The following is a 13,490-nucleotide window of genomic DNA, read 5'->3' as shown; positions in this document are numbered from 1 at the left end:
ACGTGGTCCTCTTGCTACGGCGGATGGTCATCGCCGGGGACGCGCACCGAATACGGGTTTTCACCGCTTCGGCCACTGCCCATTCCACGAGGCGATGAACCACCGGACGCGGCGCGTCCGGCACAGCTGGCAGGTCTTCGGACTCGCAGGCACGCACCGAAGTGCACCTAGTGGCCGTCGCTTCCCGGCCCCGGTGGGCCAGTGCTGATGACGGCAGTCGTTCCTGCATACCGCTGCGGGACAGTCCCGGATTCTCACCGGGTTCCCTCTCGCCACACATGTGGCTCGATGCCGACGCCAAACTTCAGCGCCAACAGACCAACTGCACCGCCCACCCTATCCGACGGACCACGGTTGCGATGCGCCGCGATTGGGCATCCCCCGTATCGTCTCGTTCACCGATCACTGGAGTGCAATCTTGGAAGTCTGGCCCGGCAAGGCATATCCCCTCGGCGCCACCTACGACGGCACCGGCACCAACTTCGCCCTGTTCAGCGAGGTCGCCGACAAGGTGGAGTTGTGTCTGTTCGACGTTGACGGCACCGAATCCCGGCTGACGCTGCCCGAGGTCGACGGGTTCGTCTGGCACGGCTTCATCCCCAACATCGAACCCGGCCAGCGCTACGGGTACCGGGTGCACGGCCCCTACGACCCGGCCGAGGGACAGCGCTGCAACCCGAACAAGCTGCTGGCCGACCCGTACTCGAAAGCCATCGACGGCAACTTCGACTGGGGCCAGGCGCTGTTCGGTTACACCTTCGGTGAACCCGACAGCCGCAACGACGACGACTCGGCGGCGTCCATGCCGAAGTCCGTCGTCATCAACCCGTTCTTCGACTGGGGCAGCGACCGCCCGCCCGGCTACGAGTACGCCGACACCGTCATCTACGAAGCCCACGTCAAGGGGCTGACCCAGACGCATCCCGACATCCCCGAACAGATCCGCGGCACCTACGCGGCCGTCGCGCATCCGGTGATCATCGAGCATCTGACCTCGCTGGGGGTCACCGCGCTCGAGTTGATGCCGGTGCACCACTTCGCCAACGACTCCACGCTCCTGGAGAAGGGCCTCACCAACTACTGGGGCTACAACACCATCGGCTTCTTCGCCCCGGACGCCAAGTACAGCTCCAGCCCCAACCCCGGCGGACAGGTGCAGGAGTTCAAGGCGATGGTGCGTGCGCTACACGAAGCCGGCATCGAGGTGCTGCTCGACGTCGTCTACAACCACACCGCCGAGGGCAACCACCTGGGCCCGACGGCCAGCTTCCGCGGTATCGACAACGCGGCCTACTACCGGCTGGTCGAGGACGACAAGCGCTACTACATGGACTACACCGGCACCGGCAACAGCCTCAACGTCGGACACCCGCATTCACTGCAGCTCATCATGGATTCGCTGCGCTACTGGGTCACCGAGATGCACGTCGACGGCTTCCGCTTCGATCTGGCCTCCACACTGGCCCGCGAGTTCTACGACGTGGACCGGCTGTCGACGTTCTTCGAACTCGTGCAGCAGGATCCGACGGTCAGCCAGGTCAAGCTGATCGCCGAGCCGTGGGACGTCGGACCCGGCGGCTACCAGGTCGGCAACTTCCCGCCGCAGTGGACCGAGTGGAACGGGAAGTACCGCGACACGGTTCGCGACTACTGGCGCGGTGAGCCGGCGACCATCGACGAGTTCGCCTACCGGCTGACCGGCTCGGCCGACCTCTACGAGCACACCGCGCGCAGGCCCGTCGCCTCCATCAACTTCGTCACCGCACACGACGGCTTCACGCTTCGTGACCTGGTGTCCTACAACGAAAAGCACAACGAGGCCAACGGCGAGGACAACAACGACGGCGAAAGCCACAACCGGTCCTGGAACTGCGGCGCCGAAGGCCCGACCGACGACGCGGAGGTCAACGCGCTGCGGGCACGCCAGCAGCGCAACTTCCTGACTACGCTGCTGCTGTCTCAGGGCGTGCCGATGATCAGCCACGGCGACGAACTCGGGCGCACGCAGCAGGGCAACAACAACGTGTACTGCCAGGACAACGAACTGTCCTGGATCGACTGGGCCAACGCGGACACCGAGTTGATGGAGTTCACCCGCACGGTGTCCGCGCTGCGCGCCGCCCACCCGGTGTTCCGGCGGCGACGGTTCTTCTCCGGGGACCCCGTACGCCGGCGCGGCGGCGGGGGTCTACCCGACATCGCCTGGCTGGCGCCCGACGGTTCGGAGATGAGCGACGAGGACTGGGAGAGCGGGTTCGCCAAGTCGATCGCGGTGTACCTCAATGGCCAGGGCATCCCGTATCTGGACGTGCGAGGTCAGCGGGTGCTCGATGACTCGTTTCTGCTGTGCTTCAACGCGCACCACGAGCCGATCGAGTTCGCCCTCCCGGCCAAGAAATACGCACCGGCGTGGCTTCCCGTCGTCGACACCGCAGCCGGCGGTGACGACGAGAGCGCCGAGGTCGCGGCGGGTGCGAAGGTCACCGTCGAGGCGCGCTCGATGCTGGTGCTGCGCACCCCGACGGATTGACCGCTACTCGACGACGGGAAAGATCGAGCTGCCATCCTCCGGCGCGCCGTCGACATCGCCCTCGCTGCGGCCGTGGCTTTCGGGGTCGATGCGCTCGACGTCGTCGGTGCCTTGCGGGGACGGCCTCGGGGTCTGGTCGGGCCGCTCGGCGGCCAGCTTCTCGTCGAGGGACTCACCGTCGGGTTCGGCGGCGATGTGGTCGGCGGCCGCCCACTCCTCCGGCGGATCGACCACCTCATCGCCTTCGTCGTTGCGGACGTCGTCGGAATCGGTCGCCTCCATCGGGCGCAGGGTGTCGTCGACCCCGCCGGCGTCGTTGGGCGAGGCGTCGAATTCGGTGTTATCGGGCTCCACGCACATCCGGTTGCCCACTCGCGGAGCCGCTAAACGCCCGGGATGGGCAGCCGGGTCGGGCGCGGCGTCAGAAGCGTTGTGCGCCAGCAGACTTCCGTGCAAAACCGGCCATTCCGTACCAGCCCGTATGGTATGGTCCCCAGCTATAGCAACCGTGGCCGCCGCGCTGGCACGAGGGTTTTAAAAACGGGTGCCTCCGGTCGGGCGGGCCGGAGTAGGAGCCGACGAGCGGCGGCGCCTACCAGGCGGCCGCGGTTGCCACAATGAATATATTCGTCGGTGTCAATAACCAGCGTATGCTCGCCCTATGACGGCGCCGACCGGTGCTGGCCGGCGGGTGACGGCCGACGACTGGATTCAGGCCGGTTTCGCGGTCCTCGCCGAGGGGGGTCCGGCCGCGCTGCGGATCAGCCGGTTGTGCGACCGGCTGTCGGTCACCAAAGGCAGCTTCTACTGGCACTTCACCGATATGCCGGAATACCGGGCGGCATTGACGCACGCCTGGGGCAACCTCCACGACCAACGACGGCGCCGGTTCGAGGAGAACTTCGAAGCTGATCCGCGCCAACGGTTGTCGGCGATGCTGCAGACGCTGATGCGTCCCGACCACTGGGCGCTGGAACGCGCGATGCGGGTCTGGGCGCTGACCGACGGCGCGGTGCTGGCGAGCGTTCGACGCAGCGACGAACGCGTGCTGTGCGCGGTCCGGCAGGCCTTCGTCGACTACGGGTTCGAGCGCGACGAGGCCGACTTGCGCGCGACGGTGTTGTTCGCCGCCGGTGTCGGCCTGTTGCACGAGGCGACGTCGAGCCAGGAAATGTCGGCATCGCTGCGTGAGCGGGTGCTGGACCTGATGCTGCGCCAGTAACCTGATCGCGGGCAGCCAGCAAACCGGGCGCGTACCACGCAATAATCAGCGGCAACGTCAATCATCCCGGTATTGACGTCCGCCCGTTTGGGCGCCGCCGGGTTTTGGTTAACTTCCTCACGGGCAATCCCGATACACCTAACAAGATCAGCTCCGAGATAGGAAAAACGTGCGCAAACTCTTACAGACGGTCCTCGCGCTGGTGGCCGTGGTGGTGGTATCGGCAGGCCTCACCCACATGCTTCGTCCCGACGCGGACAACAGCCGCAGCTATGCCGTCACCGAGACCGCTGCCGTCTCCTCGCTCGGGTTCGCCGACTCGTGGCTGTGGTTTCTATCGCCCGAGGATGTGAACCGTCAACTGGACCTCATGGTCAACACCGGGGTGCGCAGCGCGCGGATCATGATGCCGTGGGCCGGCATCCAGCCCTCCCCGCAGGAGTGGAACTGGGGTCAGGCCGACCTCATCGTCAACGCCGCCAACGCACGCGGCATCGCCGTCGTCGCGCTGTTGAACTCCACGCCCGGCTGGGCCACCGGCGGTGGACCGGCGATCGCCGCACCGCCGGCGTCGGCCGAGGCGTTCGGCACGTTCGCGGGCACGATGGCATCGCACTTCGCCGGGCGCATCGCCGCCTATGAACTGTGGAACGAAGCCAACGCCGTGCAGTTCTGGGCCGGGCCGCAGGGTCCGCAGCCCGACCGGTTTGCGGACCTGCTGAAGGCCGCCTACCCGGCGATCAAGGGCGCCGATCCGAACGCCACGGTGGTCCTGGGCGGATTGTCACCGACCATCAACTTCTTCTCGATCACCAGAAACCCGGTGGACTATCTCAACGGCGTGTACGCGGCCGGCGGCGGTGGAAACTTCGACGCCGTGGGCTATCACCCGTACCTGTTCACCAACAACGAGGCCTCCCGGTTCTCCACGGGTCAGGCGAACTCGCCGCGCGGCCTCTACGACCAGCTGCGCGGTGTGATGGGGGCCAACGGTGACGGCGGTAAGCAGATCTGGGCCACCGAGTTCGGCGAGGCGACGTCGAAGGTCAGCGAGGCCACCCAGGCGGACCGCATCCGCGACTTCATCGTCTCGTGGCGCACGCTGCCGGGCGCGGGTCCGGCGTTCATCTACACCACCCGCGACCGCAGCACCGGTAGCGCCGACCCGCAGGACAACTACGGCGTCTACCGCACGGACTGGACACCCAAACCGGCCGCCGACGTGCTGCGCAGCCTCGCCTAGACCCGCCAAGAGCTGGGATTAGCTCACGATCTTGGCGATCGACTTGAGCGGGATCGGCAACCAACTCGGCCGGTGCCGCACCTCGTAGGTGGCTTCGTAGACGGCCTTGTCCAGCTCGTAGGCCGCTAGCAGCGCCGCCGAGTCGCGCGGGTCGGCGCCGGCGTGCTCGGCGTAGCCGTCGCAGAACGACGCGGCGTTGCGGTCCACCCACTCGCGGGCGCGCGCAGCCAGTTGGCGGTCGCGGTCCTCGGCGCCGGACTCCGAGGACTGGTCCATCAGGCGTTGGTAGGCGGCATATTCGAAGGACCGAAGGATCCCGGCCACGTCACGCAGCGGGGAGTCGGGCCGGCGGCGCTCCTCCAACGGCTGGCCGGGCTCCCCCTCGAAGTCGATCAGCAGCCAGCGTTCCGGGGTGCGCAGCACCTGCCCGAGGTGCAGGTCGCCGTGGATGCGCTGCACGGTGATCGGCTCGTCGGCGAGCTTGCGGTACCGCTCCTCGATCAACGAAACATACTGCTGCAGTTGGGGCACCGCCTCGGCCGACGCGTGCAGCCGCGCGGTCACCGCATCCGTCGGAAACACGGTCGTCTCAGTGCCCAGCCGGTCGGCCAGCGTCGCGTGCACCGACGCAACCGCCTCACCGAGCCGGTAGGACTCGCCGGCGAAGTCGCCGCCGACTTCGTCGGCGTAGAGGTCACCCTCGGCGAACAGGTCGCGGGTGCTCGTCGTGGCCATATTCCAGCCCTCGGCGGAGTTGGCGGCGAACTCGGCGACCATGCCCAGCGCATACGGTTCACCGTTCCACCGCGCCTCGTATGAGCCGAGTAACCGGGCCACGTGCGGGTTGCCCGCGTCGGCCAGCACCCGGTTCAGCTCGATGTCGGGGGTGATGCCGGGACTGATGCGACGAAACACCTTGAGGATGGCGTCTTCTTCGAACACCACGCTGGTGTTGCTCTGTTCGGCGCTCGACAACCGCGCCACCGAATCCAGCGGCAACTCGACGCCGGGTTCCTTGCTGAACCGGACGTCGCCCACGGTGGCCGAGCTGTCGATGAGCGCCAGCAGCGCCTTGGCCGCGGTGGGGTCGTACAGCGCGTCGTATCCGGTGCGGTCACCGTCGTGGGCGGCGGAGCCGATGGTGGCAACGTTGAGGAACTCCGCGATCGGGCCACCGCCGGCAGCGCCCGCGTCGTCCCACCAGACGATCACCTGATAGCGCTCGGCAGAGCCGTCGGCGTAGGACACGTCGAGCAGCATCAGCTCGAGGTCCAGACCCGCAGCCGGATTAGCAATGTCGGGCAGCGCCACCACGACGGCGGGTTCGACGGACGCCAACTCGCGGTTGCGCCCGGCGTACCACCGTTGCTGCGGTAACCATTCGTCGAACGGCAAGGTCATGGTTGGTCTTTCGGTTCGGGTTCGGGAGCACGCAACGAGAACCAGTAGAACCCGTGGCCGGGCAGGGTCAGCAGATATGGCAGCTGACCGATGGACGGAAACTCGACGTAGCCGGTCATCTCGATCGGGGTGTACCCGCTGTAGGCCTGCAGATTCAGCTCGATGGGTTGCGGAAAGCGGGACAGGTTGTTCACGCAGAGCACCGTGTCGGATCCGCCGTCGCGGTTGATCTCGCGGACATAGGTCAGCACCGACGGGTTCGATCCGCCCAGTTCGTGGAAGCTGCCAATGGCGAACGCCTCGTGGCGCCGACGCACGGCCAGCATGGTGCGCGTCCAGTTCAGCAGCGAGTTGGAGGTGTCGCGCTGGGCTTCGACGTTGACGGCCTGATAGCCGTAGATCGCGTCCTGGTTGGGCGGCAGATACAGCCGGCCCGGTGTGGCGGTGGAGAACCCGGCGTTGCGGTCCGGGGTCCACTGCATCGGGGTGCGCACCCCGTCGCGGTCACCGAGCCAGATGATGTCGCCCATGCCGATCTCGTCGCCGTAGTACAGCATCGGTGAACCCGGCAGGCTCAACAGCAGCGCGGTGAACAACTCGATCTGGTTGCGGTCGTTCTCCAGCAGCGGCGCCAGGCGGCGGCGGATGCCGACGTTGGCCTTCATCCGCGGATCCTTGGCGTACTCGGCGTACATGTAGTCGCGTTCTTCGTCGGTGACCATCTCCAGCGTCAACTCGTCGTGGTTGCGCAGGAAGATCGCCCACTGCGCCAGTTCCGGGATATCGGGCGTCTGTGCGAGGATCTCGCTGATCGGGAACCGGGATTCGCGCCGCACCGCCATGAAAATCCGTGGCATCAGCGGAAAGTGGAACGCCATGTGGCATTCGTCGCCGCCGGTGTCGGGATCGCCGAAGTACTGCACCACGTCGGCGGGCCACTGGTTGGCTTCGGCCAGCAGCACACTGCCGGGATATTCGTCGTCGATCACCTTGCGGCAGTGTTTGAGGAAGGCGTGTGTCTCGGGGAGGTTCTCGCAGTTGGTGCCTTCCCGCTCGAACAGGTAGGGCACCGCGTCGAGCCGAAAGCCGTCGATGCCGAGATCGAGCCAGAACCGCAGGACGTCGATCATCGCCTCTTGCACGGCGGGGTTGTCGTAGTTGAGGTCGGGTTGATGGGAGAAGAACCGGTGCCAGTAGAACTGTCTACGCACCGGGTCGAACGTCCAGTTGGATTCCTCGGTGTCGACGAAGATGATCCGCGCGTCGCGGTAGCGGTCACTGGTGTCGCTCCACACGTAGAAGTCGCCGTACGGCCCGTCGGGGTCACGGCGCGACTCCTGGAACCACGCGTGTGAATCCGAGGTGTGGTTCATCACGAGATCGGTGATGACGCGGATCCCGCGGCGGTGCGCGGCGTCGAGCAGGTCGACGAAGTCCTCGACCGTGCCGAACTCGGGAAGCACCTTGTAGAAGTCGCGGATGTCGTAGCCGCCGTCGCGCAGCGGGGAGTCGTAGAACGGCGGCAGCCAAAGACAGTCCACGCCAAGCCATTTGATGTAGTCGAGTTGTTCGGTCAAACCGCGCAGATCACCGAAGCCGTCGCCGTTGGAGTCGTAGAAGGCCCGCACCAGCACCTCGTAGAACACGGCGCGCTTGAACCACGTCCGGTCCTCGGGCAGCACCCGGGCGTGGCCGAAGTCGTCGGCGGTGGGGTGCTCGACGGTCCGGCCGTCGGGACCCTCCTCGACATGGCTGCCGTCGGATGGGTCGTGTTCGTGTCCACCGCTGTGCTGATCCATACCGAGTTCAAACGTACCCACGTCCGCGAAAAACGAATCGGGCCGGCGGTGGACTGCCGCGACGGCGGTAGGGTACCGGCGTGGCCCTTCGTGATCATGGCGATCCGGGTGACGCTCCCTCGGTCCCGCCTCCGCTGACCAAAGTCGTGAACTCCGCGCGTCCTTCGGCGGCCGAGGAGGCGCGCACCATCGCCGCATCCACCAACGCCGGCACCCTGGCGACGCTGACCGTCGACGGCGATCCGTGGGCGTCGTTCGTGACGTACGGTCTGCTCGACGGCGCCCCGGTGCTGTGTGTCTCCAACCTCGCCGAGCACGGCCGCAACCTCGGCCACGATCCGAGGGCGAGCATCGCGATCGTCGCGCCCGACGCCGAATCCGACCCGCTGGCCAGCGGTCGCGTCACGCTGGCGGGTGTCGCCGAGGCGCCGACCGGCGAGGAACGGGCCGCGGCCCGCGAAGCGCACCTGTCTGCCGTCGCGTCGGCGAAGTACTACATCGACTACAGCGACTTCACGCTGTGGGTGCTGCGGGTCAGCCGGGTCCGCTGGGTCGGCGGCTACGGGCGGATGGACTCGGCGACCGGTGCGGCCTACGCCGCGGCCGAACCTGATCCCGTCGCGCCGCACGCGGCCGGCGCCGTCGCCCACCTCAACGCCGACCACGCCGACACGCTGGTCGCGATGGCTCAGGCGTTGGGCGGCTACCCGGACACCACGGCTGCGACCTGCACGGGCGCCGACCGCTACGGCCTCGACTTGCGGCTCACCACCGAACGCGGGATGGCCTACACCCGCATCGGCTACGCCGCCCCGATCGATTCGGTAGGCGAATTGCGTGCGGCCGCCGTGGAGTTGACGCGTCGGGCCCGGCAGCCCTGAAATACCATCACCGGTATGTCCTGGCGTCCCGACACCTGGCAAGCGGCGTTCGACCTCATCAAGACCCGCGGCTACGAGCACCGCGCCGAGCCGTTCAGGCTGGCCAGCGGTCAGCTCAGCCACGACTACATCGACGGTAAGTACGCGATCGACACCGGCGAGCGGTTGACGATCGTCAGCCGCGCGGTCGCCGATCTGGCCGCCGGGCACGGTATCGAGTTCGACGCGGTGGGCGGGCTCACGATGGGTGCCGACCCGTTGGCGCACGGGGTCGCGATGGTGACCGGCAAGGCGTGGTTCTCGGTACGCAAGGAGCAGAAGCAGCGGGGCCGCGAGCAGTGGATCGAAGGCACCCGGCTGCAGCCGGGCACCCGCGTGCTGCTCGTCGACGATGTGATCAGCACCGGCGGATCCACCGAGATCGCGTTTGACCGGGTGACCGCCGCGGGCGCCGTCGTCGCCGGGGTCATCCCGATGGTGGATCGCGGCGACGTCGCGGCCGGCCGCTTCGCCAAGCGCGGTGTCCCGTTCGTCGCGCTGGTGAGCTACCGGGATCTGGGCATCGAACCGGTCAAGGACGTCTAGCTCAGCGCATCAGCGCGGTGATCACCGACCAGTACCGCTGCCGCTCGGCCTGCGGCATATGCGGTGGGAACGAAACTGTCACCGGCCCAACGTGTTTGAGACCACGCGGCACCGCGTGACGCATCGCCTGCCCCGCGGTCGCGAACGATTTGACCCGCACCGTGTCGGTGACGACGGACTGTTCGCACTGCGCGACGCCGCACTCCTGGGCGGTGGTGTCCAACGGGTGCGGTGCGGTCAGCCCCGCGCGGGTGAGCGCGCGGATCACGTCGTCGGCGGTCAGTGCCGGTGCGGCGCCGCTGCGTTCGGTCGCGGCGCCCAGCGGTTGACTGTCCGCCGAGCTGGTCACCGGCGCCGTGCCGGTGGGCGCTGCCGGTTCGGCGCATCCGCCGAGCGCCAGCGTCAGGACGGCTGCGGCCGCCGTGATCATCGTGGTGGTTGCCTGGGTCATGCCTCGGACCGGCACGGCTGAATCGGCACTCGGACGTCGACGTCACCGAGCCGCTCGAACCCGAACGTCACGTCGACCGACGTGCCGGGCCGCGCGTCGGCGTTCAACCCCTGCAGTTCGATCGCGGGAATCGCGAACCGATTGGCGCCCACGGGTTGCACCTGACGTTGCCCGAACGCCACCGAGGCGCCGGGCCCGATCTCGACGGGCTCCTCCGAGGAGTACTGCACGGTGTCGGCGGCGGCGGTGGAGATGTCGAGCAGCCGCTCGATTCCGCTCGGCCGGTTGTTGGTGACGGTGAACCGCAGGTCGGCCTGTCCGCCCACCGATATCGAACACCTGCCGGGAATGAACTGCGGGACGATGTAGGCGTGCTCCACAGCGGTGGCCTGACCGGGTGAACCGGCGGGTGACCCCTCGGGTGAACCCGACGCTGGACCCGAGGGGCCATGCGTGCAGCCGGTGACCGTGATCAGCACCATCGCACCCACCGCGCACAGCGCGCGTGACGTCGCCTGGCTGCGCACGGCGGTCCTACCATGACCTGGAAGTCGTGGCTGCCGTTCCCGGTTGCGGCGGCGCAACCCTTGTCGGCAGGATTCTCGGTATGACTTCGGTGCACAGCGGCGAGGATGCGTCGACCAGCCAGGTCGACGAGGTGTTGCGGGCCTCCCGCGCGATCGTCGGCATCGTCGCGACGTCGCTGGCCGGAATCGAGGAAGTCGTCACCGTGCCGCAACTGCGCGTGCTGGTGATGGTGCACACACGCGGGCCGCTGAACCTCGGGGCGGTCGCTGCCGGGCTCGGGGTCAACCCGTCGAACGCCAGCCGCACCTGTGATCGGCTCATCCACGCCGGCCTGCTCGACCGGCGCGAATCCACCGTCGACCGGCGCAACATCACGTTGACCCTGACCCCGGCCGGGCGTCGACTGGTCGACAAGGTGACCAGACGGCGGCGCAAAGAGATCGAGCGGGTGCTGTCGACGATGACGCCCGGTGAGCGCACCGCGGTCGGCGCGGCGATGGCCGCGTTCGCCACGGCAGCCGGCGAACCCGAGGACGATGCCAGGACTTTGGCCCTGATGTGGCCCCCGGCGCCCTGAGTCATACCTCTGTGATACCCACAGCGGTTGCGCGCGCGCAAGCATTCGCCGCTGATGACGGGCTAATTGTGATCCGCCGGCCACCGCAAGTACACCGGACAGTCGACGCCGACGGTCAGCCGATCGCGGCGGCCCAATGCGCGGACAGGTACGCCGTGGCCTGCTCGGTCTGACCGGGGCTCGGCACCGTGACCGGGCCGTCGATGACCGGCAGGCTGGCGGCCGCGGCCTCGTCGAGGGTGCCGTCGGTCATCATGTTGTCGGCGCGCACCGGCCGGACACCGCCTGCGGCGAACAGGTTCTGGCCCTCGTCGCTGTAGAGGAACTCCTGCCAGAGCCGGGCCGCGGCCGGATGCGGCGCGTCCTTGTTGATGGCCTGGTAGTAGAAGCCGGCCACCGCGTACTCGGGTGGCACGAACACCCGCCACGACGGCAGCTTCTGGGTCTGCGTGGCGTTCAGATAGTTCCAGTCGATCGCCACCGGCGTCTCACCGGATTCGATGGTCGCCGGCGTCGGGTTGACCGGCAGGAAATTGCCCGCCTCGCTGAGCTTTCGGAAAAACTCGACGCCCGGCGCGATGTCGTCGACCGAACCGCCCTGCGACAGGGCGACCATCAGCACCCCGGAGTAGGCCGCGCCGGCCTGGGTGGGGTCACCGTTGAGCGCGACCGCGCCGCGGAACTCCGGTTTGAGCAGGTCGTCGACGCTGGTGACCTCGGGCACCTTGGCGGAGTCGTAGCCGATCGACATGTAGCCGCCGTAGTCGTTGACCCACCTGCCCTCGCGGTCCTTGAAGGCCGCCGGGATGTCGTCGAACGTGGCGACCCGGTACGGCGCGAACATGTCGGTGTTGGCCAGCGCGACCGACTGGCCGAGGTCGAAGACGTCGGGCGCGGTGTTTGTGCCCTTCTGCTGGGCGGCGGCGTCGATTTCCTCCTGGCTGGAGGCGTGCGGCTGCGCCGAGTTCACCCTGATGCCGTACTTGTCGGAGAACGTCTCGATGATGGTGCCGTAGTTGGCCCAATCCGGCGGCAGCGCAATGACATTCAGCTCGCCTTCGGCTTTGGCGGCTGCGATGAGCCCGTCCATGCCGCCGAAGTCCGCCGCGGAGGTGGCCTCACCGGCGTTGACGCCGGGCTGGGTTTCCTGTCCTGCGCTCTCTTCCTCCGGTGCGGCGCAGGCGACCGCGCCTGCGAGCAGGACCGCGGCGGCGGCCAGGGCCGCCAGGTGGAACTTCATATCGTGGCCAACCTTCCGGTGGTCGGGAAGCGCGATGGCACCCTATCGCGGCCAACGTCGGCGCTGGTACCGGCGTTAGCATCGGGGGATGGCTGAGCGCGAAGGAGCGGGGGCGTTCGACGCATTCGATCCGGACACCTGGCGCTTCGAACCCGCACCCGCGCCGTGGTATCGGCGCAGGCTGACACTGACCGCGGGGATCGCTGTCGCCGCCGCGTCGGCGGCCATCGTCGTCTCGGGGGTGCTGCTGGTGTTCGACGGGTCCGGCACCGACACCGAAGAACCCACCGCGACTCCCGCTCCCAGCGCACCGCGCACCGCCGCATCCACGCCCGCGGCGACCAGCGTCGAAACGTCGGCGCCCGCGCCGCCACCGCCCGCGCCGGCCGAAGCGCCACCGCCGCCGGCCGAACCGCCCGCCGAGATCACCGCGGAACCCATCGTCACCGCACCCGCGCAGACGGCCGAGGAGCCACCGTCGACGCGGGCCACCAAGGAACCCGAGTTCGGGGTGACCCGCACCAAGGAGACCCGCCGGCCGATCAGCGTCGCGCCGAATCGGCCGTGAATAAGCTGGACCCATGGCCGACTCGGAGGCCGTGGCCAGGTTCGCTCAAGCGTCAGTGGCGACCCTGGGCACCGTCGGGGCGGACGGCGCCCCGCACCTGGTGCCCGTGGTCTTCGGCGTGCACAACGGCGTCGTCTACACCGCCGTCGACGCCAAACGAAAATCCACCCAACGGCTGCGGCGGCTAGCCAACATCGAGGCCAACCCGCGGGTGAGCCTGATCGTCGATCACTACGACGACGACTGGACGCAGCTGTGGTGGGTGCGCGCCGACGGGCTGGCCGAGGTGCATCACAGCGGTGCGGCCCGCGCCGTCGGCTATGCCTTGCTGCGCAGCAAATACGTTCAGTACGAGCGGATTGCGTTGGACGGGCCGGTGGTGACCGTCGCCGTCGACCGATGGGTGTGCTGGCACGCGTGACTTGGTCAAACCTCGCCGAATCCCTTGTGCTCGGTGTCGGTTCG

The 13,490-nt window shown here is 68.0% G+C and carries 14 protein-coding genes and 1 riboswitch; of the genes, 8 read left to right on the top strand and 6 right to left on the bottom strand.

Going from position 1 to position 13,490, the window contains the following annotated elements; translation table 11 throughout:
- Window positions 1-111: 111 nt before the first annotated feature.
- A riboswitch (cobalamin riboswitch) is annotated at window positions 112-318 on the bottom strand.
- A 100-nt stretch (window positions 319-418) separates the two neighbouring features.
- Window positions 419-2,530, top strand: a complete 2,112-nt coding sequence (gene glgX / locus ABQF13_RS05485) for a glycogen debranching protein GlgX (RefSeq protein WP_448391708.1) — start codon at window positions 419-421, stop codon at window positions 2,528-2,530.
- A gap of 3 nt (window positions 2,531-2,533) precedes the next feature.
- On the opposite strand, the gene ABQF13_RS05480 is transcribed toward glgX, so the two are convergent.
- Complete coding sequence (locus tag ABQF13_RS05480) at window positions 2,534-2,890, bottom strand: hypothetical protein (protein ID WP_448392023.1); 357 nt, start codon at window positions 2,888-2,890, stop codon at window positions 2,534-2,536.
- Window positions 2,891-3,191: 301 nt separating this feature from the next.
- Between ABQF13_RS05480 and ABQF13_RS05475 the strand changes: the two genes are divergently transcribed.
- Both ABQF13_RS05475 and ABQF13_RS05470 read left to right on the top strand, forming a co-directional pair.
- On the top strand, window positions 3,192-3,752 hold the full coding sequence (locus tag ABQF13_RS05475; RefSeq protein WP_448391707.1) for a TetR/AcrR family transcriptional regulator: 561 nt from the start codon (window positions 3,192-3,194) through the stop codon (window positions 3,750-3,752).
- 169 nt (window positions 3,753-3,921) lie between these two features.
- On the top strand, window positions 3,922-4,995 hold the full coding sequence (locus ABQF13_RS05470; RefSeq protein ID WP_448391706.1) for a cellulase family glycosylhydrolase: 1,074 nt from the start codon (window positions 3,922-3,924) through the stop codon (window positions 4,993-4,995).
- An 18-nt stretch (window positions 4,996-5,013) separates the two neighbouring features.
- Here ABQF13_RS05470 and ABQF13_RS05465 read toward each other — a convergent pair whose 3' ends face one another.
- Together ABQF13_RS05465 and treS are read right to left on the bottom strand one after the other, a co-directional pair.
- Window positions 5,014-6,396, bottom strand: a complete 1,383-nt coding sequence (locus ABQF13_RS05465) for a maltokinase N-terminal cap-like domain-containing protein (protein ID WP_448391705.1) — start codon at window positions 6,394-6,396, stop codon at window positions 5,014-5,016.
- A complete protein-coding gene (gene treS / locus ABQF13_RS05460) occupies window positions 6,393-8,195 on the bottom strand; it encodes a maltose alpha-D-glucosyltransferase (RefSeq protein WP_448391704.1) in 1,803 nt (600 codons plus the stop codon). The genes ABQF13_RS05465 and treS overlap by 4 nt, the downstream gene beginning before the upstream one ends.
- A gap of 80 nt (window positions 8,196-8,275) precedes the next feature.
- Between treS and ABQF13_RS05455 the strand changes: the two genes are divergently transcribed.
- Window positions 8,276-9,076 carry a HugZ family pyridoxamine 5'-phosphate oxidase gene (locus ABQF13_RS05455; RefSeq protein ID WP_448391703.1) on the top strand — a complete coding sequence of 267 codons (801 nt, stop codon included), beginning with the start codon at window positions 8,276-8,278 and terminating at the stop codon, window positions 9,074-9,076.
- Between the two features lie 15 nt (window positions 9,077-9,091).
- Window positions 9,092-9,661, top strand: a complete 570-nt coding sequence (pyrE, locus tag ABQF13_RS05450; protein WP_448391702.1) for an orotate phosphoribosyltransferase — start codon at window positions 9,092-9,094, stop codon at window positions 9,659-9,661.
- A 1-nt stretch (window position 9,662) separates the two neighbouring features.
- Here the strand turns inward: pyrE and ABQF13_RS05445 are convergent, their stop codons facing one another.
- Window positions 9,663-10,112, bottom strand: a complete 450-nt coding sequence (locus tag ABQF13_RS05445; protein WP_448391701.1) for a hypothetical protein — start codon at window positions 10,110-10,112, stop codon at window positions 9,663-9,665.
- Entirely contained in the window at window positions 10,109-10,639 is a 531-nt protein-coding gene (locus ABQF13_RS05440) for a copper chaperone PCu(A)C domain-containing protein (RefSeq protein WP_448391700.1), read from the bottom strand. Before ABQF13_RS05440 ends, ABQF13_RS05445 begins: the two co-directional genes overlap by 4 nt.
- An 80-nt stretch (window positions 10,640-10,719) precedes the next feature.
- On the opposite strand from ABQF13_RS05440, the gene ABQF13_RS05435 reads away from it, so the two are divergent.
- The gene (locus ABQF13_RS05435; RefSeq protein WP_448392022.1) at window positions 10,720-11,217 is read left to right on the top strand and encodes a MarR family winged helix-turn-helix transcriptional regulator; all 498 of its coding nucleotides are present in this window, start codon (window positions 10,720-10,722) and stop codon (window positions 11,215-11,217) included.
- Window positions 11,218-11,332: 115 nt separating this feature from the next.
- On the opposite strand, the gene ABQF13_RS05430 is transcribed toward ABQF13_RS05435, so the two are convergent.
- The gene (locus tag ABQF13_RS05430) at window positions 11,333-12,457 is read right to left on the bottom strand and encodes an ABC transporter substrate-binding protein (protein ID WP_448391699.1); all 1,125 of its coding nucleotides are present in this window, start codon (window positions 12,455-12,457) and stop codon (window positions 11,333-11,335) included.
- Window positions 12,458-12,545: 88 nt separating this feature from the next.
- Between ABQF13_RS05430 and ABQF13_RS05425 the strand changes: the two genes are divergently transcribed.
- Both ABQF13_RS05425 and ABQF13_RS05420 read left to right on the top strand, forming a co-directional pair.
- Window positions 12,546-13,025 (top strand): hypothetical protein, encoded by a 480-nt coding sequence (locus ABQF13_RS05425; RefSeq protein WP_448391698.1) that lies wholly within the window; start codon window positions 12,546-12,548, stop codon window positions 13,023-13,025.
- A gap of 13 nt (window positions 13,026-13,038) precedes the next feature.
- Window positions 13,039-13,446 (top strand): TIGR03668 family PPOX class F420-dependent oxidoreductase, encoded by a 408-nt coding sequence (locus ABQF13_RS05420; RefSeq protein ID WP_448391697.1) that lies wholly within the window; start codon window positions 13,039-13,041, stop codon window positions 13,444-13,446.
- Window positions 13,447-13,490 lie beyond the last annotated feature (44 nt).

It is taken from the genome of Mycolicibacterium sp. XJ879 (genome assembly GCF_053483935.1).
This window is presented reverse-complemented; position numbering and strand designations above follow the sequence as displayed.

Coding starts and splice junctions, on each gene's coding strand:
- ABQF13_RS05480 (WP_448392023.1), bottom strand. CDS start 2,890: ATGTGCGTGGAGCCCGATAACACCGAATTCGACGCCTCGCCCAACGAC.
- ABQF13_RS05475 (WP_448391707.1), top strand. CDS start 3,192: ATGACGGCGCCGACCGGTGCTGGCCGGCGGGTGACGGCCGACGACTGG.
- ABQF13_RS05465 (WP_448391705.1), bottom strand. CDS start 6,396: ATGACCTTGCCGTTCGACGAATGGTTACCGCAGCAACGGTGGTACGCC.
- treS (WP_448391704.1), bottom strand. CDS start 8,195: ATGGATCAGCACAGCGGTGGACACGAACACGACCCATCCGACGGCAGC.
- pyrE (WP_448391702.1), top strand. CDS start 9,092: ATGTCCTGGCGTCCCGACACCTGGCAAGCGGCGTTCGACCTCATCAAG.
- ABQF13_RS05445 (WP_448391701.1), bottom strand. CDS start 10,112: ATGACCCAGGCAACCACCACGATGATCACGGCGGCCGCAGCCGTCCTG.
- ABQF13_RS05435 (WP_448392022.1), top strand. CDS start 10,720: ATGACTTCGGTGCACAGCGGCGAGGATGCGTCGACCAGCCAGGTCGAC.
- ABQF13_RS05430 (WP_448391699.1), bottom strand. CDS start 12,457: ATGAAGTTCCACCTGGCGGCCCTGGCCGCCGCCGCGGTCCTGCTCGCA.
- ABQF13_RS05425 (WP_448391698.1), top strand. CDS start 12,546: ATGGCTGAGCGCGAAGGAGCGGGGGCGTTCGACGCATTCGATCCGGAC.
- ABQF13_RS05420 (WP_448391697.1), top strand. CDS start 13,039: ATGGCCGACTCGGAGGCCGTGGCCAGGTTCGCTCAAGCGTCAGTGGCG.